This is a genomic window from Marinobacter koreensis (assembly GCF_023156285.1).
Taxonomy (GTDB): Bacteria; Pseudomonadota; Gammaproteobacteria; order Pseudomonadales; family Oleiphilaceae; genus Marinobacter; species Marinobacter koreensis.
This window is the reverse complement of sequence record NZ_JAKZAJ010000002.1, coordinates 119,042-138,374: the sequence shown is the minus strand read 5'-3', so window position 1 is coordinate 138,374 and position 19,333 is coordinate 119,042. Positions and strand designations below refer to the sequence as shown.

19 protein-coding genes are annotated in these 19,333 nt (G+C 57.7%); 8 read left to right on the top strand and 11 right to left on the bottom strand.

Annotation, left to right across the window (positions count from 1 at the left end; genetic code table 11):
* Positions 1-40: 40 nt before the first annotated feature.
* From MLD04_RS05740 to MLD04_RS17655, 5 genes are all read right to left on the bottom strand, one after another.
* Entirely contained in the window at positions 41-1,342 is a 1,302-nt protein-coding gene (locus MLD04_RS05740; protein ID WP_248155665.1) for a TRAP transporter large permease, read from the bottom strand.
* Entirely contained in the window at positions 1,339-1,884 is a 546-nt protein-coding gene (locus MLD04_RS05735) for a TRAP transporter small permease subunit (protein WP_248155662.1), read from the bottom strand. Before MLD04_RS05735 ends, MLD04_RS05740 begins: the two co-directional genes overlap by 4 nt.
* Positions 1,885-1,988: 104 nt before the next feature.
* Complete coding sequence (locus MLD04_RS05730; RefSeq protein WP_248155660.1) at positions 1,989-3,065, bottom strand: TRAP transporter substrate-binding protein; 1,077 nt, start codon at positions 3,063-3,065, stop codon at positions 1,989-1,991.
* A gap of 155 nt (positions 3,066-3,220) precedes the next feature.
* Complete coding sequence (locus tag MLD04_RS05725; protein WP_248155658.1) at positions 3,221-3,679, bottom strand: ATPase; 459 nt, start codon at positions 3,677-3,679, stop codon at positions 3,221-3,223.
* A gap of 44 nt (positions 3,680-3,723) precedes the next feature.
* Positions 3,724-3,846, bottom strand: coding sequence for a hypothetical protein (locus MLD04_RS17655; protein ID WP_282451779.1), 123 nt, complete (start codon positions 3,844-3,846; stop codon positions 3,724-3,726).
* A gap of 18 nt (positions 3,847-3,864) precedes the next feature.
* Between MLD04_RS17655 and MLD04_RS05720 the strand changes: the two genes are divergently transcribed.
* Positions 3,865-4,932: a beta-N-acetylglucosaminidase domain-containing protein gene (locus MLD04_RS05720; RefSeq protein ID WP_248156830.1), complete on the top strand. Its 1,068-nt coding sequence runs from the start codon at positions 3,865-3,867 to the stop codon at positions 4,930-4,932.
* An 11-nt stretch (positions 4,933-4,943) separates the two neighbouring features.
* Here MLD04_RS05720 and MLD04_RS05715 read toward each other — a convergent pair whose 3' ends face one another.
* Positions 4,944-5,654, bottom strand: a complete 711-nt coding sequence (locus MLD04_RS05715; RefSeq protein WP_248155656.1) for an SIMPL domain-containing protein — start codon at positions 5,652-5,654, stop codon at positions 4,944-4,946.
* A gap of 95 nt (positions 5,655-5,749) precedes the next feature.
* Here MLD04_RS05715 and MLD04_RS05710 point away from each other — a divergent pair, with 95 nt between their 5' ends.
* Positions 5,750-6,277, top strand: coding sequence for a macro domain-containing protein (locus tag MLD04_RS05710; protein WP_248155654.1), 528 nt, complete (start codon positions 5,750-5,752; stop codon positions 6,275-6,277).
* On the opposite strand, the gene MLD04_RS05705 is transcribed toward MLD04_RS05710, so the two are convergent.
* Together MLD04_RS05705 and MLD04_RS05700 are read right to left on the bottom strand one after the other, a co-directional pair.
* The gene (locus MLD04_RS05705; RefSeq protein WP_248155652.1) at positions 6,278-7,216 is read right to left on the bottom strand and encodes a ChaN family lipoprotein; all 939 of its coding nucleotides are present in this window, start codon (positions 7,214-7,216) and stop codon (positions 6,278-6,280) included. It lies immediately after the preceding gene.
* Between the two features lie 83 nt (positions 7,217-7,299).
* A complete protein-coding gene (locus MLD04_RS05700; RefSeq protein WP_248155650.1) occupies positions 7,300-7,482 on the bottom strand; it encodes a CopG family transcriptional regulator in 183 nt (60 codons plus the stop codon).
* A gap of 124 nt (positions 7,483-7,606) precedes the next feature.
* Between MLD04_RS05700 and dauA the strand changes: the two genes are divergently transcribed.
* A complete protein-coding gene (gene dauA, locus MLD04_RS05695) occupies positions 7,607-9,337 on the top strand; it encodes a C4-dicarboxylic acid transporter DauA (protein ID WP_248155648.1) in 1,731 nt (576 codons plus the stop codon).
* 189 nt (positions 9,338-9,526) lie between these two features.
* Entirely contained in the window at positions 9,527-11,119 is a 1,593-nt protein-coding gene (locus MLD04_RS05690) for an isocitrate lyase (protein ID WP_248155646.1), read from the top strand.
* 92 nt (positions 11,120-11,211) lie between these two features.
* Here the strand turns inward: MLD04_RS05690 and MLD04_RS05685 are convergent, their stop codons facing one another.
* The 3 genes from MLD04_RS05685 to MLD04_RS05675 all read right to left on the bottom strand — a co-directional run bounded on the left by MLD04_RS05685 (position 11,212) and on the right by MLD04_RS05675 (position 16,028).
* Positions 11,212-11,868 (bottom strand): response regulator, encoded by a 657-nt coding sequence (locus MLD04_RS05685; protein ID WP_248155644.1) that lies wholly within the window; start codon positions 11,866-11,868, stop codon positions 11,212-11,214.
* On the bottom strand, positions 11,865-14,063 hold the full coding sequence (locus MLD04_RS05680; RefSeq protein WP_248155642.1) for a sensor histidine kinase: 2,199 nt from the start codon (positions 14,061-14,063) through the stop codon (positions 11,865-11,867). Before MLD04_RS05680 ends, MLD04_RS05685 begins: the two co-directional genes overlap by 4 nt.
* A gap of 150 nt (positions 14,064-14,213) precedes the next feature.
* The gene (locus MLD04_RS05675; protein WP_248155640.1) at positions 14,214-16,028 is read right to left on the bottom strand and encodes a hypothetical protein; all 1,815 of its coding nucleotides are present in this window, start codon (positions 16,026-16,028) and stop codon (positions 14,214-14,216) included.
* A 570-nt stretch (positions 16,029-16,598) separates the two neighbouring features.
* Here MLD04_RS05675 and MLD04_RS05670 point away from each other — a divergent pair.
* The 4 genes from MLD04_RS05670 to MLD04_RS05655 are packed head-to-tail and all read left to right on the top strand — an operon-like array spanning position 16,599 to position 19,327.
* Complete coding sequence (locus MLD04_RS05670) at positions 16,599-17,618, top strand: hypothetical protein (protein ID WP_248155638.1); 1,020 nt, start codon at positions 16,599-16,601, stop codon at positions 17,616-17,618.
* Between the two features lie 56 nt (positions 17,619-17,674).
* Entirely contained in the window at positions 17,675-18,019 is a 345-nt protein-coding gene (locus tag MLD04_RS05665) for a hypothetical protein (RefSeq protein ID WP_248155635.1), read from the top strand.
* Positions 18,020-18,032: 13 nt separating this feature from the next.
* Positions 18,033-18,725 carry a C39 family peptidase gene (locus MLD04_RS05660; protein WP_248155633.1) on the top strand — a complete coding sequence of 231 codons (693 nt, stop codon included), beginning with the start codon at positions 18,033-18,035 and terminating at the stop codon, positions 18,723-18,725.
* 5 nt (positions 18,726-18,730) lie between these two features.
* Entirely contained in the window at positions 18,731-19,327 is a 597-nt protein-coding gene (locus tag MLD04_RS05655; protein ID WP_248155631.1) for a hypothetical protein, read from the top strand.
* Positions 19,328-19,333 lie beyond the last annotated feature (6 nt).

Genomic DNA, 19,333 nt, shown 5'->3' with positions numbered 1-19,333 from the left:
AAAAGCCGGGCGCAGGGCCCGGCTTTGGTGATCACAGTGACTAGTAGGTCGCCAGATCGGTCATCCCGAACCATTCCGGGAAAATGATGATCATGGCCAGTACCAGGATCTGCAGGAGAATGAAGGGGATAATGCCCTTGTAGATATCAATAGTCTTTACCTGCGGAGGCGCGACACCTTTCAGGTAGAAGAGTGCGAACCCGAAAGGCGGTGTCAGGAAGCTGGTTTGCAGGTTCATGGCGATCAAAATCGCGAACCACAGCATGTTGACGCCCATGGCCTCGGCCACCGGTGACAGGATGGGCACGATGATAAAAGAGATCTCCACGAAATCGATGAAGAAACCCAGAATCAGGATGACCACCATCGACAGGATGATGAAGCCCCAATGGTCTCCCGGAAGCATGTGCAGCCAGTCTTCCAGCAGGTAATCGCCACCGGTGTAACTGAACACCATGGAGAACGCAGTGGCACCGATCAGGATTGCGAACACCATGGCGGTCACGCTGACGGTATCCTTGGCCGCGTTCCACACCATTTTGAACGAAAACTGCCGGTAGATGATCGCAAGCACAATCGCGCCAACGCCGCCCAGGGCCGAGGATTCGGTGGGTGTGGCGATGCCCGCGAAAATCGAGCCCAATACGACAACGATCAGGGCGAGGGGCGGAATGATCGCCAGCAGTGCGGCGCCGATTTCCTGCTTTCGGGACAGGGAGTGATCCGCAGGCATGGCGGGCGCCGTTTCCGGTTTGAACCGGGTCATGATCAGGATGTAGGCGATGTAGAGACCAATGAGGACAACGCCAGGGCCGACAGCCGCGCGGAACAGGTCACCGACGGGAAGGCCGAGTACATCCCCAAGGATGATCAGGATGATGGATGGAGGAACAATCTGGCCGAGTGTGCCCGAGGCGCAGATAACGCCGGTGCTGAGGCGCTTGTCGTATTTGTGGGCCAGCATGACTGGCAGCGAGATCAGGCCCATGGCAACGACACTGGCGCCCACCACGCCGGTGGAGGCAGCCAGCAGGGCACCGACCACAATGGTGGAGATCGCAAGGCCGCCGGGTAGCCCGCCAAACAGGCGACCCATGGAAGTCAGCAGTTGTTCTGCCAGTTTGGTGCGCTGGAGCACCACGCCCATGAAGATAAACAGGGGAACCGCCATCAAAACCTTGTTCTGCATCACGCTCATGATGCGGAACGGCATGAACGCAAACAGATCCATACCCTGTGCATAGATGCCAAAGAACAGGGCCACGCCACCAAACGTAAAGGCGACGGGAAAGCCGACCATCAGCAGGAGCAGGGCCGCTCCGAACATTACAATACCGGTCATGCCAGGCCCTCCGCGCTGTGTTCAACTTCATAGGATTTGTCGCCGGCCAGCACTCGAATGGCAAAGGTAACCATGTTCAGGCCAGCGGTGCCGATGAAGAACGCGGTCAGGGGAATAACGGATTTGATGATCCAGCGATACGGCAGGCCGCCGGGGTCGCCACTGCCTTCTCCCATGTTGTAGGAGTCCAGGGCGAAGTCATAGCCGTAAGTGGCGATCAGGTAGGCGAAGGGGATTACAAAAATAATGGCCCCAACCAGGTTAACCCAGGCCTTGGTTTTCTGCCCCCATTTGGTGTAAAGCACATCCACGCGAACGTGGCCATCCGTGCGCAACGCGTAGGGAATACCAAGCAGGAAGACAACCGAATAAAGGTGCCATTCCATCTCCTGCAAACCGATTGAAACCGAGTTGAATGCGTAGCGTGCAACAACGTCGTAAAACACGTTGAGGGCCATCAGTATCATGGCCCCACAGGCGACCCAACCACAGACCTTGGACGCAGTGGCAAGCCACTCGTCCAGTTTGATAATCCACCTCATTGTTGATGATCCTCCGCCATGCGGACTGGCGACTTTTCAGTTGCTATAAACGACAAAACCGGGATCACTGCTTGAGCGATCCCGGCTCTGAAACGGACGATAGTTTACTCGACTTCGGCCATGGTGTTGAGGTAGGCACGTTCAGAGATATTGGTGTAAGCGCGGGTCTGCTTCAGATAGTCTTCCTGGGACTTGATGATTTTGGCCGCCAGGTCGCTCTTTGCAGCCACTTCCTTCAGCAGTTCGTTGTTGGCCTTGTACATGGCCTTGAACACGCTATCCGGGAAGTGTTTGATCTGAACGTTGGGGTATTTTTCCTTGATGGTCGCCCAGGCCTTGGCGTTGGCATCCTGAGACTGGATCAGCATGTCGTAGGCAGAGACGCGCATCGCGGTCTTCAGGATGGCCTGAAGGTCCTTCGGCAGTTTGTTCCAGCTGTCCTTGTTGATCAGGAACTGCAGCTCGGTCGCAGGCTCGTGCCAGCCGGTGTAGTAGTAGTCAGCGATCTGCTGGAAGCCCAGACGCAGGTCCAGGGCCGGCCCAACCCATTCGACGGCGTCGATGGTGTTGCGCTCAAGAGCGGTGTAAAGCTCTCCCGGCGGGATGTTGGTCGGGCTGACGCCCACTTTCGCGAACACTTCGCCGGCAAAGCCCGGAATCCGCATCTTGAGGCCCTGCAGGTCGTCCAGGGATTTGATTTCCTTGCGGAACCAGCCGCCCATCTGCACACCGGTGTTACCGCCCGGGAAGGACAGCAGGTTGTGCGGACCGTAAACTTCCTGCATGAGCTTCATGCCGTCGCCTTCATAGAACCAGGCGTACTGCTCGACGGCGGTCATACCGAAGGGCATGCTGGTGAAGAACAGGGTCTCGGGGACCTTGCCTTTCCAGTAATAGGAGGCGGAGTGGCCCATGTCGTACTGGCCGGCCTTGACCATGTCGAAAATGCCGAAGGGGGCCTTGTGCTTGTTGGACGAGTCGATGCGAATGCGCAGACGACCGTCAGACATTTCCTCTGCGAGCTTGGCGAAGCGCTTGGTGGTGTCGCCAAAAATGGGGAAGTTCGGCCCCCAGGTTTCTGCAAGGCGGAGGGTGTAGGTATCCTGGGCGAGCGCCTGTGTGCTGGCAAAGGTAGCTGCCACAGCCAACACAGCCGCGGAAAGAACAGAACGGATCTTCATTGCTCTTCAATCCTCTTATCGTTTTTGTGAGTCTTGTCTTTCCCTGTAGGGACTAACAACTCCATATGTTAGTTCAAGGTAGCAATTATTGCGCCCAAGCGAAACGATAATGCGGCTGTTCTACTACTTAGGTCTTATGACATCTGTCGCAGACGTCAGACGTCCTCCATACGGCCAATCTGGCGCGAAAGCCGCATCGCTTCATGTTGCTCCAGAGCCTTCAGATCCTCCAGGAGCGCCTTGGCCTCCCGTATCTCCGCTTTGCCGATCAGGGCATCGTAAAGATCCATGACCTGTTTGTGGAAATCGAGGACCTCCCGTTCGATACCGTCAAAATCCAGATCGGCATAATGAGCATCACAGGTTCGATGGGTCTCAATGGGTTTGTGGCTCGAATAGTCGTAAAGCCGTGTTTTCATGGCCTTCGGATCTGCCTGCCGCTCAAACTCGGCGACCGTCTTTTCCAGGAGGCTCTCATGGCTGCTGAGGTAGTCGAGCAGGGCGCTTGCGCGCTCATTCTTGTTCTGCCCTGCGGATTCGTGCAGGCATTTTGCGAGGTGGGCGTGGAGTTGTCGGGTCCAGTCGATGAGGTCTTCGAAGGTTCTGATTTCCATAAATGCTCCTGTGCCAGTCGTTGTCTGTTTTCTCTGAACTGAGTCTAGTCAAGATTATGGGGCCTGGCAGCGATGGCCAGGTTGACCCAGATCAGCGGGCGGGTTCCGCCAGTGGTCACTTTCATGGCTGCAATGGCCTTGCCGGGATAGACTGTCGGGTAATGCATGAGTTGGAGGACGGCGACATGACCCTGCCACTGGGTATCATCGAGGGATTTTACGGGCCATTGTGGACGTGGCAGGAGCGCCGGAGCCTGGTTTCGACGCTGGCCCCCCACGGTTATGACTTCTATCTGTACGCTCCCAAAGCGGATCCGTTTCTGCGCCGGCGCTGGCAGGAACCCCATGGCCCGGCCGAGACCGCGGAGCTGGCGGCGTTTGGCCGGTTCTGTCGGGAACAGGGTGTCCGGTTCGGGGTCGGGCTAAGCCCTTACGAGGTATTCAACCGTTTTGACGATGACGCACGGGAGGCTCTGGCCCGGAAGCTGTCCTGGATGGAGCGGCTGGATATTGACGAACTGGCCATCCTGTTTGACGACATGCGCTCGGACACACCCGGACTCGCAGCGGTGCAAGCCGATATCGTGCACTGGATCCGGGACCGGATCGAGGTGGACGTGATCAGTGTCTGCCCCAGTTACTACTCGGACGATCCCGTGCTGGACCGGGTGTTCGGGGAACGGCCGAGCGACTATCTTCCGTCGTTGGGGAAGTCCCTGGATCCGGCCATTAACGTGTTCTGGACCGGGGAAGAAGTGTGCTCGCGGGAAATTACCCCTGGCCATCTCCGGCGGGTCGGTGACCTTCTCGGTCGCAAACCCCTGCTCTGGGACAATTATCCGGTCAACGACGGTGATCGGATGTCCCGTCATCTGCACTTGCGGGCCTTCACCGGGCGACCAGCCGCGAACGCGGCCTACCTGGCCGGACATGCTATCAATCCTGCGTTGCAACCCACGCTCACCGCGGTACCGGCGCTCACCCTGGCAGAGAGCTATCGCCGGGGGCCAGACTATCAATACGGCCAGGCGTTCCGGCACGCGGCGGTGGAGGTGCTGGGCCAGGACCTGGCTCATCAGTTGTTGGCGGATTTGTTGGTGCTGGAAGACGCCGGGCTGAACCGGATCAGTGATGAAAAACGTCAGAGTCTGCAGCACACCTACGATGCTTTCGATCATCCGGCAGCCAGTGAGGTGCTGCGCTGGCTGGCCGGAGAATACCAGGTGACGGACGAAATGGTCGCTACCCAGTAAGCGGACCGTCGTTACTGAAGGTAATATTCCACGGTGGAGACCACCCGTACGGTCTTCACTGGCTGCTGGCCTTCGCTGATGCCCGGCGCCTGGTCCCGCGGCAGAATCTGGAAAACGCCCTGATTGGCGCGTCTCAGGCCCCCGAGCTCCGCCTCGGCGTCCTGGGCGAACTGTTCGGCCGATTTACGGGCGGAGGCCGTGGCCTGTGCAATCATCGCGGGTTTGATGTCGTTCAGACCGTTGAAAAGGTAGGTGGGGCCGGAGGGGCCATAGTCGGAAGACAGTACGACACCGGAATCCACCAGGTCGCCGACATTCTGCGCTGCCTGACGGATTCGCGCGATATCCTCGCTGCGCACCATCAGCGTCTGGTTGATAATGAACTTTTGTGGCGAGTCCGCTCCCGGGTAAGGTGTCGCGCGGGTGTCGGTGACATCGAGCTTCAACAGTTCCACGTTGGCAGCATCAATGGCCTGAAGTTTGAGGAACGCCTGGATGCTGTCCAGGCTGGCGCGCGCCCGGTTCCGTGCCTCGGCGAGCGTATTGCCGGTGGCAACAAAGCGAATGGGCCAGAGTGCCAGGTCCGCCTGTACTTCCCGTTCCGCAACCCCCTTGACCGTCACGAACCGGTCGCCGGTGCGCAGGTTGGTCAACCCGTCTCCGAGCAGGGATGCGGCAATGATGGTGCTGACTCCGAGAATAAGGGCAGAAACGGCTTTCATGGAGGACTCCCTGTTCGGGCAGGTTTCGTGGTTGGCCTGCTATCCTGAGAGCTGAAAGAGTACCGGTAACCTGTCATTCAGGAAAGAGGGGGCGTATGGCGGATCTCACCATTGAATGTGTTCAGGGCGATATTGCCAGTCAGCCGGACATGGAATCCATCGTCAATGCGGCCAACGCACGGTTGATGCCCGGGAGTGGCGTGGCCGGGGCCATCCATTCGGCTGCCGGGCCAGAGCTGGCGCGCGAATGTGAATCGCTCGCCCCCATCGCTCCCGGGCAGGCAGTCATCACCGGTGGGTACGGCCTGCCCAATCCTTACGTCATCCATTGTCTCGGGCCGGTGTATGGCGTCGATGAGCCCTCGGCTGAACTGCTTGGCAACTGCTATCGCAACGCGCTGATGCTGGCGGATCAAAAGGGGCTGACGTCGATCGCATTTCCGGCGATTTCGACCGGGGTGTTTGGTTATCCGGTCGAGGAGGCTGCCCGGATTGCCGTGGCCACGATCCAGTCGACGGCCAGAGAGCTGACATCGGTCCGCCGGGTCCGTCTGGTGTTGTTCAGTGACCACGACCTGACGGTGTTCCGGAATGCGTTGAACGCCGGTGGAAATTCGGGGTAATCAGTCGCAGTCGCTGGTGGGGGACTTGCCGAACCGGGCCCGCATGGCCTCTCGCTCGCGCTCCGGGTCCTTGTATTCCTCCGGCAGTGGCTGGATGAAGTACAGATAGTCCCCCGCGTTGCGATGCTCGGCGATGGGGGGTGATTCTGCGTCGAATGGCCAGAACACCGGTGTGATCACGGCAATGTCGAGTGATGGGGCCCGCTGGTGAAGAAGGGCCACGGTGCCCAGCCGGTCTTCGCTGTGGAAGGTGCCGGTGGTGTGGAGAATCTGCGCGCCCGGATGGCTGCGCAGAGCGCCAAGTATGGAGGCGGCCATGGTGTTGTCGCGAAGCAGCTGGGCGCGATAGGTGTTCATCATGCGGTCTGAGAGGCTGGCCTTCTTCGTGCCATGACTGCCGCCGATGGCCTCGACGAATTTGTCCAGGTAGTCGGGTGTATCAAGGAACGGATCGGTCGGCAGCGTCTGCCGTTGGGCGGAGGGAAGGCTGTCGAGGTATCCGGGGCCCTGCCTGCCCACGCACCGGACAATGGTGGCCGGAGCGTTTGCAGCAACCACCGGAATGTCATGCTGCCGGGCAAATTCCACCAGGGGGCGGTAGGAGGCCCGATAGTTGTCCCACGCAGCGGCGTCTTCAATCATTTCTGCCTCGCCGCTCTCGTCGTTCAGATAGCGGTCCAGATCCCGCTGGTGATCGACGTTGAACTGTTCCATGGTCAGCACCTGGTTCGGGTGCTGCCGGTAGAGTGCCTGTTGAAGTCGCGCTTCCAGCAGATGAGCGGCATGATGGCCGTGATACTCGCCCACCACCACAACGTCCACATTGGCCAGTCGCTCGGCCAGTGTCGTTACAGTCATCGGGGCGCCGGATGCTGGGTCCACCACGACGGCGTCGTATTGGCTGGCAGGCGGATGAATGGCGGAATCAGAAGGCTGCATGGCGGCACATCCCGTAAGCGAGAGAAGGGCACAGGTAAAACCGATTCGGAAACGTTTCATGGCCATAGTATACGCCGGTGTGCCTAATCGGTTTTCTGATCCTGTTGGGCGCGCCAGTCCGGCCCGAGCCTGGCTTCGACGTATTCCCGGATAAATTGCCGGACTTTCTGGGACGGAGTGACGTCTTCCTCTTTGCAGAGGGCTTCGAAAACGGCCTTCTTTTCCGGGTCGATGAGCAATGTGAGTCGGGCGGTGCGATTTTCCATGAGTGGTCTGGGTCCGGCTGATTGGTTGGTTTGTGTGTCCTATATGTTAATCATATTAACATTGAGTACACAATGGCTGATCATGTAATGTAAACATAGTTGCAGTTCTGGCGAGTCTACCATCATGCCCCATCGAGCCCATCTTTTTTCTCTGCGCGTCGCCCATGCCTTCCGCGAGGCCTGTGTGAGCGAGCGCTATTCCGGGCGTCGTTTTTTCCGCGACGCCATGGCAGGCATCACCGTCGGCATTATTGCCATTCCTCTCTCCATGGCGTTGGCCATTGCCAGTGGCGTGGCACCCCAGTACGGTCTCTATACCGCGATCATCGCCGGCTTTGTAATTGCGTTGACGGGCGGCAGCCGGTTCAGTATCTCCGGCCCGACCGCGGCGTTCGTCGTGATTCTCTATCCGATTGCGGAAAAATACGGGCTGGGTGGGCTACTGCTGGCCACGCTGATGTCCGGTTTGCTGCTGATTCTGATGGCGACCATGCGGTTGGGGCGGTTTATCGAGTACATCCCGGAGCCGGTCACTCTTGGGTTCACTGGTGGCATTGCGGTGGTGATTGCCACGCTCCAGGTCCGGGACTTCTTTGGCCTGCCGGTAACGGACCTGCCGGAGCATTACTGGGACAAGCTGGCGACGCTGGCCCATGCCTTTCCTGACTTCGATGCCATGAGCCTGCTGGTCGCCGCTACCACGTTTGCCGTCATGCTGCTCTGGCCCCGGCTGCGAACGCCAATTCCGGCGCATCTGCCGGCGGTGCTTGGCGGAAGTGCGCTGGCATTCTGGCTGAATGCCCATGGCGCCAGCATCGAGACCATTGGTTCCCGGTTCACCTATCTTTTGGCCGACGGTACCCGGGGCGCCGGTATCCCCTCGGTGCTTCCTGCCTTCCAGTGGCCCTGGCTTCAGCCCGGCCCTGACGGACAGGCACTGGGGCTGTCCTGGGACATGGTCAGGGCGCTACTTCCGGACGCCTTTGCCATCGCCATGCTGGGCGCCATCGAATCGCTACTCTGTGCGGTTGTCCTGGATGGCATGACGGGAAAGCGCCACAGCGCCAACAGCGAGCTGCTGGGACAGGGCATCGGCAATGTCCTGACCCCACTGTTCGGTGGTATTACCGCGACGGCGGCCATTGCACGCTCCGCCGCCAATTTTCGGGCGGGCGCCGAGTCTCCGGTTGCCGCCATGATCCATGCACTGGCGGTACTCCTGGCGCTGGTGCTGCTCGCCGATGTGCTGGCTTATTTACCGATGCCCGCGATGGCGGCGCTGCTGGTCATGGTGGCCTGGAACATGAGTGAGGCGCCCAAAGCGGTTCACCTGCTTAAAACCGCGCCCTCCAGCGATATCCTCGTATTTCTGACCTGTTTCGGGCTGACGGTCGCCCTCGACATGGTCATTGCGATCACCACGGGCGTGCTGCTGGCTTCGGTTCTGTTCATGCGGGAAATGGCCCGGATGACCCGGATTACCGACGTAACCGATGACCGCCGGGTGGTTTCGGCAAGCCTTCCCGACGGCTGGCAGGTCTTCAAGATCAACGGGCCACTGTTCTTCGCCGCTGCGGATCGGGTGTTCGGCGAATTGGCGGAGCTGTCCCGGCATTCCCGCGGGTTCGTGCTCTACATGGACGGCGTCACGATTCTTGACGCCGGTGGTTTGGCGGCACTGGTCAAGCTGATCGGGACCTGTCGCCAGTCTGGCACCCAGGTGGTGATTGCGGATCTCCAGTTCCAGCCGTTGCGGACTCTGGCCCGAGCCGGGGTGGTTCCGGAGGCGGGTGTGAGCCGCTTTTTCCCCAGCCTGGAAGCGGCGCTTGAGGCCGTCCGTTCCGGGCGGGATTGACCGCAATCATACATTCATAGAGAAAATGCTGGAAATACATCATATAAATTTCAATTATAAATTCGAAACCACTAAAGTAACGGTCAATGTCAGCGCGCCGCTCAAAAAATGAGCAGTCGATTGGCTTCGGAGGGGGTGTCAGAGCCTCTTCGCACGAGATCAGAAAACCACGTAGAAAGGATGAGACCCATGCCCTACGCACAAGACGTTGACCAGATTGCTTCCATCCTGAAGCAGAACCCGACCTGGAATGCCATCAATCCCAAGCACGCGGCCCGTATGCGCGCCCAGAACAAGTTCAAGACTGGTCTGGACATCGCCAAGTACACCGCCAAGATCATGCGCGAAGACATGGCGAACTACGACAAGGACACGTCTCAGTACACCCAGTCCCTGGGTTGCTGGCACGGCTTCATCGGTCAGCAGAAGCTGCTGTCCATCAAGAAGCACTTCGGTACCACCAAGCGTCGCTACCTGTACCTGTCCGGCTGGATGGTTGCGGCCCTGCGCTCCGAGTTCGGCCCGCTGCCAGACCAGTCCATGCATGAGAAGACTGCGGTTTCCAGCCTGATCGAAGAGCTGTACACCTTCCTGCGTCAGGCGGACGCCTGGGAACTGAACCACCTGTTCCGTGCCCTGGAAGAAGCTGAGAACGCCGGCGACAGCGCCAAGGCTGAAGAGCTGATCAAGCAGATCGACAACCACGAAACCCACGTTGTCCCCATCATTGCCGACATCGACGCTGGTTTCGGTAACGCCGAAGCGACCTACCTGCTGGCCAAGAAGATGATCGAAGCGGGTGCCTGCTGCATCCAGATCGAGAACCAGGTCTCTGACGAGAAGCAATGCGGTCACCAGGACGGCAAGGTTACCGTTCCCCACGCCGACTTCCTGTCCAAGATCAACGCCGTACGTCTGGCGTTCCTGGAGCTGGGTGTTGATGACGGTGTGATCGTTGCCCGTACCGACTCCCTGGGCGCAGGCCTGACCCAGAAACTGGCCGTTACCGACGAGCCGGGCGACCTGGGCGACCAGTACAACAGCTTCCTCGACGGCGACTACATCGAAGACGCGTCCGAGATCAACAACGGCGACGTTGTCATCAAGTCCAACGGCAAGCTGATGAAGCCGAAGCGTCTGGCGTCTGGCCTGTTCCAGTTCCGTCCGGGCACTGGCGAAGACCGCGTTGTTCTGGACTGTATCACCAGCCTGCAGAATGGTGCTGACCTGCTGTGGATCGAAACCGAGAAGCCGCACGTTGGCCAGATCGCCGGCATGGTTAACCGCATCCGTGAAGTCGTGCCCGATGCCAAGCTGGTTTACAACAACAGCCCGTCCTTCAACTGGACCCTGAACTTCCGTCAGCAGGTATTCGATGCCTGGAAGGAAGAAGGCAAGGACGTATCTGCCTACGATCGCGACAAGCTGATGAGCGAAGAGTACGACAGCACCGAGCTGGCCCAGCTGGCCGACGAGTGGTGTCAGAACTTCCAGCGTGATGCGTCTCGCGAAGCGGGTATCTTCCATCACCTGATCACCCTGCCGACGTACCACACTGCGGCCCTGTCTACCGACAACCTGGCCAAGGGCTACTTCGGTGACGAAGGCATGCTGGCCTACGTTGCTGGCGTACAGCGCAAGGAGATCCGTCAGGGCATCGCAACCGTGAAGCACCAGGACATGGCCGGTTCCAACATCGGTGATGACCATAAAGAGTTCTTCGCTGGTGACGCCGCGCTCAAGGCCGGTGGTAAGGACAACACCATGAACCAGTTCGGCTAAGCCGACGGTTTGGTTGTCATTGGTCGGGGCACTCCGTGTGTCCCGAACCGATACCCGAAAGCCCCGCCACCCGGCGGGGCTTTTTGTGTGCGTTATGAATCCTTGAGGAGTCCCAGTCGGAGCGCTTGCTGCGTGGCTTCGGCACGACTATTGATGTCTAGTTTGCTGTAGATATTTTTTACATGTCGGGCTGCCGTGTGATAGCTCACTCCCAGCAGTTCAGCGGCTTCAGCCGTCTTGTAGCCTTTCGCGATGACCGTCAGCATTTCCTGCTCCCGTTTGCTGAGAAACAGGTCCGCATTCTCCTCCGTGGATTCCGGTTGGGCTATCGTTGTCTTTACATGGTTGAGAATTCGTCGGGAGATGGGGCCGGACAGTGGCGGCGTGCCATGGGTGAGCCCCTGCAAAGCCTGTGAAATCACCTCTTGAGGTTCTTCCTTGAGCAAATAACCCTGGGCGCCTGCGTTGATGGCCGGGAACAGGTGCTGGTCGTCATCAAACAGCGTGGTAACCACCAGTTGTATTTCCGGGTGATTCTGCCGGCAATGGGTTATGAAATCCACGCCAGATCCATCAGGGAGTTTCAGGTCAACCAGGCACAGGTCCGGATTGAGTTCCACCAGTAAAGCAATCGCCTGGGAAAGTCGGTCGCAACAGTGAACGGCAATGCCCGGAAAAGCCAGGGTTACGGCAAGGCCCAGCCATTTCTGGGCATCCTGGTGGTCCTCCAGTATCAAGACTTTTTTCACGGTTGAAATTCCTTGTTTAACGGGATCCTTAATGCCAGCCCGGTACCGCCGGTGATCGGACAGAACCAGGCCAATTGTCCATCGAGTTCCTCGCACCGTTCACGAATGCCATAGAGTCCGATCCCCATGGCCCGTTCCAGATCAATGGAGCGGATACCTTGCCCATCGTCCCGGCATTCAACGGTTAGAAAATCGTCCTGATAGTCCATGGCGATAGAAACTTGCCGGGCGTTGGCGTGTTTCAGTGTATTGGTCAGAAATTCCCGGAAAATGCGTTCGAGGTTACGTTCGGTGCGTGGTGTAAGAATCTGCTGGGCTGCGGCACGGCCCAGTCTCATGGTCAGTTGCAGCCCAAACAGGTCGCACCGCTCGCCCAGTTCGCCCTGCCATCTCTGGAAGCTTTGTTCCAGAGAGGCCGTTTGCTTCTGCAAACCCTGAATAACCCCACGTAGCTCTTTCAGGCAGTCCCGGGCCAGCTGGGCAACCGTAGCGTCGTCGGCGCGGTAGATGACCGACAAGAGGCGAGCGCCAACGTCGTCGTGGAGGTCGCGGGCGACCCGTGCCCGTTCTGTCATCACGCCTGTCTTGAAGGAGCGTCGATAATCTTTTGCATAACTGAAAAGCATGTGGGACTGGTCGACGAATTCAATATCGGACGGGTCGAAGAGTCGATGTCCCTGCTGGGCATAGCTAAGCCTGAGATGGTGCGAGTCGTCAAAGAGGGGGATCGCCAGTCCGAGCCCATGATTGATCACCCGTGCCTGATCAATGGCGCCCTGCTGGAGATCCCGTTGCAGAGGCTGGAAAGCTTCAAGCATGGCTTGATGCCACTGCTGCTCCAACGATTGGCTGGCATCGAATGCACCCTGGACCATCTGGGGAAGCAATTGCGGCTTGTGACGGAAGCGGGGTTTGGGCTTGAAGAAATGCAGGAAGGCTTGACGTAGCGGGAAGTAGACCCATCCGGCGACCGCGAGCGTAATCATGAGACTTGCGGCTGAAGTGACGTCGAGCCACAGGATAAGGAGCGCATCGATTAACACGACGAAAATACCACAGGCAAACCAGAACCAGCCCAGCAGAATCCACCTATCAAGGTCAAACAGCCGAAACCGAACAATGCCGAGTGCGATGCCGAGGTAGGACAGCACAAACAGTCCCCAGGCAATTTCCTGGTTGAGCAGTGACGATTCACCCAGAATCTGGGGTACGATAACCGCGCTGAGATAGCCGATGATACCGGCGAACCAGGCGTAGACAAACCACTTGAGGCGGGCGCGGGCAACGGGTTCCACCCGGGTGTTCCGCCACTGCATGATCGCGAACACAACATCCAGAGATGCCCAGAGGATCAGCGTGTACCGGGCGACAACATCAAGGCTCTGGATCCCCTGTGTCCAGTTGCAGATCAGGATCAACGCGATGGCCACCACCATGACGACTTCAAAGCGGAACCGCCCCAACCGCGTCGGATAATACCAGAGCAGGGCTGTGCCGGCGCCGGCAAAGATCATGGCGCCCAATTGATTGATTCTGGACAGCGTGAGGAAAAGGTCCGGGGCCAGTGCCAGTTCGCGGCTGGTGTAGATCGCACTGGCTACAACGCCGACGGCCATTCCCAGACCGGCAAGTGCGTAGAAAAGAGGTCCCCTTTCCGACTGGGCATAGGCCCACGCCGCGACACCGAGCCAAAGGATGGTCAGGCCGCAGAGAAGCTGATACCAGAGTATGGTGGGAAGTGCGGTAGAGGGTATGGAGTCTGCGGGGCTGATGGTAATCCAGCGTGATCTCAACTCTCGGGCCGAGTCACTCTCGCCAACGCTCAACGGGGCGATCTCGAGAGTAAGTGAATCCTGATTCAGGGCTTGCCAGATGATTTCCTGGCGTTGGAAGAAACGGTTGTATTGGTCGAAGGTTGGCGCATCGTCAGGTTCGGCAATTGCATCACCAGGCTCCAGGTTAATCACGCCCAGATCCGTTCTCAATGAAAGTACTTCGTCTCCGGGATGAGCGTGCCCCGCAAGCGGGCCTTGCGACGCCACGTCGGTTATCCGAACGCCCCGGGAACCTGGCTCGGTACTGATGCCGAGCCAGGGCACATGAATCGAAAGATAGAGGGCAATCAGGAACAGGAGAAGCCCGAGAGTGAGTCCCCCGGACAGGATGCGGGACGGCGGCCATTGGCGTCCCATCATTTCTTTACTGCTCCCACGTCCAAACCCCGGCTGCTCCGTCTGATTCGATGGCCTAATCTTTTGTAGTGTTCCTGGCGGATATCTATCCGTTTTCCGAAATTACAGAAAGCCCGCCAATGCGGGCTTTCTGTCTTATCAGAAGCATTCGACTCAGGGCAGTTCAATCAGTAAGGCAATGCCCAGTTCAGATGGGTCTCCCCCTTGTTCGGCGTAGGTCGTGCGGAATACGCCAAGGCTGCCATCCTCGTTGAAAAACCCTTCAAGCGTGGTGGTTTCACCAGCACCAGCAACAGTCATCGTAGTGTAGCCGTTGGCGGCAATATTGACACTCGCCTGATCCATGCTGGCTTCGCCCTTGTTGAACGTCAGGTTGGAGCCAAATCCCGGCAGAACTACCTCGTCGGTCGTCGCATTGATCGTTGCTTGGGTTTCGCTGGTCATGGTCAGGGTGGAAGCGAAGCGGGTGGTGCTGATGGCCAGTTCGCTAGCGGACGGGGTTACGCCCAGGAACATCAGACGATAGGTCTTGTCGGTCATCGCCGGCGCGGAGTCGGGCAGTTTTACAATATAGGTGGTATCAAACTCGGCGCTGTTGAGGTTTTCCTGGAAGGCGCCGCCGAAGGCAATGAAATTGAAGCCGCTGTTTACAAAGCCCTTGGAGCCGTCAACGGTGACAGTGCCGTCGCTGTCGACCGAATACGGGAGGCTGCCGGATGTGCTCGAAGGCTCATCCAGGTTGGTATAGCCCGTGGTGCTGACGCGATCACTGGTGGTTGCCGTAAAGGCCACCGTACCTTGCCCGTCAAAATTCAGTGTCGTTGCCTCGGTGGTTACCTCGATCGGGCCGCCATCGTTGACGTAAGACGCCAGGTAAACCCGCCCATAGGAGCCCGAGATGTCGCTGGTGGACGCGTTGGCGGGGACTTCGGCGAACACTTCGATCGAACGGAAAGCTTCATCGCCTCGTTTCTGCGACGGGTCCAGAGCGTCGGTTTCACCGTCGCCGTCCGTGTCCACCAGCGCATAACGTACCGCGCCGTCCTGAGCCTGAACGAAGAACAGGTTTTCGCCTTTGACCTTCTGCAGCGGGTAGATGGCCGCTGGATAACGGAAGCCTTCGTCGTCTCCGGCTTCGAACTCTTCCTCGAATTCACCTTCGACGACCAGAACATTCGCTGCGTTGAAGGCAGCGCTGAAGGTGTCTTCCTCGTCTTGATAGATGTCGGTTTCGTAGTAGACGGCGGCGTTGGCCAGTCCCGGGCCGGTCAGTCCTGCATAGGCGCTTTCGCCTCCGGAGAAGGTTATACCCACACTGCCGTCAGCCGTGCCGTCAAAGTTGAAGAATTCGCTGTAGTAGTCCAGCGCGTAAGTGCCGTAACCAGAATTATCCGAGTCGTGCAGGTTGAACGAGAAAGCCGAAGACCTGTAGTTGCCGGAAATGGCGGTGGCGTCGCCAGTGTCGGTTTCGATCAGGGCCACCTGAGTCGCGACATAATCGCCGGCCACTTCGTTCAGTTTCTCGAACATTTCGTCCAGGTTGGCTCCGGCCGTCAGGTCGAACTCCTCGACCTTGCCGGAGAGTTTTACCACTTTTCCTGGATCCAGAGTATCCAGGTCCGTGCCGTTGTTGATAAAGCTCTGAAGGACAAATTCGGACACCGGAGAAATGTCCACATCCTGCTCGACCACCTGTGCTCGCATGAGGCGATCATTCTGACCGGTGATCCGTACGATCAGATTGCCGGCGAGGCTGACGCCGGTCGGCAGTGTCAGTTCATAGTCGCCCGAAATTGAGGTGGTAGTGGTCGCCAGTACCTCGCCTATCTGGTTACCGTCGTCATCGACACGGATGAGCTCTACATCTGCGCCCCTGATTGGCAGAAGGCCTTTGATTTCAGCTTGAGCGGGGCTGATCAGAAAGCTCGTTGCGATTTCGAGCGGGTTGATCGGTTGCAGCTGGGCCACGGTGCCGGCAGGAGCCGATGCGGTGCCACTTATCGTCTGACTCGACGTTGTCTCCGAATCTGCGTCAGAACTTGAGGATCCTCCTCCACAACCGGTGAAGGCAATAACTGATGAAACAGCAAAAGCCACTGGTAACTGTTTGAACATACTCATGAGTAAAGTCTCCAAATGCGCCTAACGGACGATCGGAGGTCAAGAGTGGCAGGATGCTGATATCGGTGAATCCCCAAAGTTGGGTATGTCGGGTAAAAAACTGTGTCATTCCGGGTCGTTTTCTTTTTTGACACCTCGTTAACTGACGCATCTCTCTGATACTTGGCGGGAATACCTGCATAAGTGAACCGATCTGCTTTCTCACTGTTTCATGAGCGGAACAGTTCAGGCGTATACGCATTTCGGTTAGCAGGTTCGGTATCCGGAAAAATCTCATTAAAACAGTGAGATAATGGAGTTCTGGTCTGATTGGCACAGGAATCGCAGTCTGTTCCTTCGGGACAGGACCTTGGCTTACCCGTTCCAGGGTTGGGTCGGATCCCTACAAAAGCCAACACGTGTAAAGGGAATGACATCATGAACACTAAAAAAAATCTGCTAGCTGCTGCCATTGCTTTGAGCCTGGGTGTTTCTGGATACGCCTTTGCGGATCAGGGTGGAGGTGGTAGTCCCAATACGAACGCTAACGACACATCCACGGCCACGACCACCACCAACAGTGAATCCGGGAATACCAATTCAGGTAATGACAATTCGAATTACCCGAATAATTCCACAAACGAAAGCGGGAATGATTACTCGGATAACTCAAATAATCCGGATAATTCCACCTCTCTGACTGATAGCCAGAACGACAACTCTGATGGCTCCACTAACCACAGTGGAAACGATAACTCGGATAACTCCACCGATCTGGCAGACAGCCAAAACGATAGCTCCAATAACTCCACCAATAGCAGTGGAAACGATAATTCGGATAACTCCACGAACGACAGTGGAAATGATAACTCCGATAATTCTACCGATTTGGCGAGCAGCCAAAACGATAATTCGGATAACTCCACCAGGAATAGTGGAAACGATAACTCCGATAACTCCACCGATTTGGCGAGCAGCCAAAACGATAGTTCGGATAATTCCACCAGGAATAGTGGAAATGATAACTCCGATAATTCTACCGATTTGGCGAGCAGTCAAAACGATAACTCGGACAATTCCACCAACAATAGTGGAAATGACAATTCCGATAGTTCCACCAACGACAGTGGGAACGACAACTCTGATAACAGTGTGAGCGATTCCTACAATACTGCCGACAGTAATAACGATAACTCGGACAACAGCAGCTCTCAGTTGAACATGTCGATGGAAGTGTTCATGAACGACTCTGAACTCAATGGCAGTGTCAGCGGGGTCAACGTGACCTACGGTAATGCCAACGACAAGCGTTCCTACACCGAAGCCCACGCCTCAAACGAGATTTCCGGAGGCTCGGCCAACTTCACCGGTGTCGGTGCGTTTGCCCAGAACGCCGGGGTGGGCAGTGTGACCCAGGCCAATGTCAGCGTGATGTCTAACCTGACAACCGGCAACTGATGGCGACCGGCCGCATCCGGTTCCGGATGCGGCCCTGCCCTGCCGGGAGGTGTGTCATGGTCAAGTACATCGGGTGGCTGTATGCGCTGATGCTGGTTTTCGTCTGGGGGGCACAGTCAGTTACGGCAGAAGAACTGCTTGAGCTGACGCCGATGAGTTCCGATCAGCTGGAGCATTCCAGTGGCAAGCAGGGGCTGCCGGTGCAGTGGCAGCTCAACGACGCCGAGCAGAATGCGGTCGTAGGCAATAACGTCCTCAGCGGGAATGTTACTACCGGCGACAACCGCATTACCGATCATGCGTTCGAGAACATGAACGGCATTGCCACGGTTATCCAGAACACGGGTAACCAGGTGGTGATTCAGGACAGTACCCAGATCAACGTCCTTATCAACCAGTGAATGGGGGTGGATCATGGTATCGCGTGTAGCAACGGTGGTGACCGGAGCGCTGGCGATGCTCTGGTCCACTGCCTATGGGGGAACCGTCTGGGTACCCGGAATGTCCGGAAGCATTGAAGTCAGCGTGACCAGCTACCAGGCGCAGCGATTCAGTACCATCATGCGCCAGCAGTATGACTTCAGTTGCGGCTCTGCCGCGGTGGCCTCTCTGCTGACCTACCACTATCAGGATCCGGTCTCCGAGCAGGACGTCTTTAACGGAATGCTTGAGCTGGCGGACGTGGACAAGGTTCGCCGGGAAGGCTTCTCCATGCTGGATATGAAACGGTTTCTCGAGCATCGGGGCTATGTGGCGGACGGCTTCCGGATGCCTCTCAAGGGACTTCGTGAACAGATCCGGTTACCGGCCATCGCGCTGGTTACGCTGGAGGGCTACCGGCATTTTGTCGTGATCAAAGGCATCAGTGACGATTCGGTTCTGGTGGGCGATCCGGCGCGGGGCATCAAGGAATATGCCCGTGTCACCTTTGAACGGCAATGGGATGGCGCCGCCTTCGTGATCCGCAGCCACCTTGCCCAAGGGCGATCAAGTTTCTACCAGTCCGGCGATTGGCCCCCACTGGCCAAGGCTCCTTTTTCCGCGGCGGAGGAGGGGCAGGGTATTGGCCACTCCATGCCCTATTGGCCCTCTTCCAGGGAATGGTGAAAACCATGAAACACAGTATCTATTCAGGGATAGTCGTTGCGGCGAGTCTTGCTCTGGCAAACGTTTCAATGTCCCACGCCGCAATGCCGGACGCTTTTGGGCAGCCTCTTGACGATGCCGAACTTGCCCAGTTGAGAGGCGGATTTGTGGGGCTGGACAACCTTCAGATTGCCATCGGCCTTGAGCAGCTGGTGGCGGTGGATGGTCAAACCCTTGTGCTCAACCGACTCACGATTCCGAATCTCAACCAGGTCGTTGATGGTGGCAGGATTGCAGCGCGGGTGGAGCAGGTCCTGGCCGATGCCCAGCCTCAGGGGACGGTGGTGATCGTAACGCCTCCGACTGAGCCCCGTTCGCCGCTGGCGCCTACTCCGACGGTTGATGTGCCGGGGCCGATGCCCGCGGGCAATCCGCCAGCTTCCGCCGTGGGCACACTGATATCCAGTCAGATGAACGCGGGAAACTGGATGACGGTCATCCAGAACCGGTTCGATGGCTCGGTTATCCAGAATATCCAGAAACTCAACATCGAGCTGAACAATCTCGGGGCGGCCTACCGATTACCGCAGGGCATCCGTAATTCCCTTCCCATCCTTCCATAAGTCTGC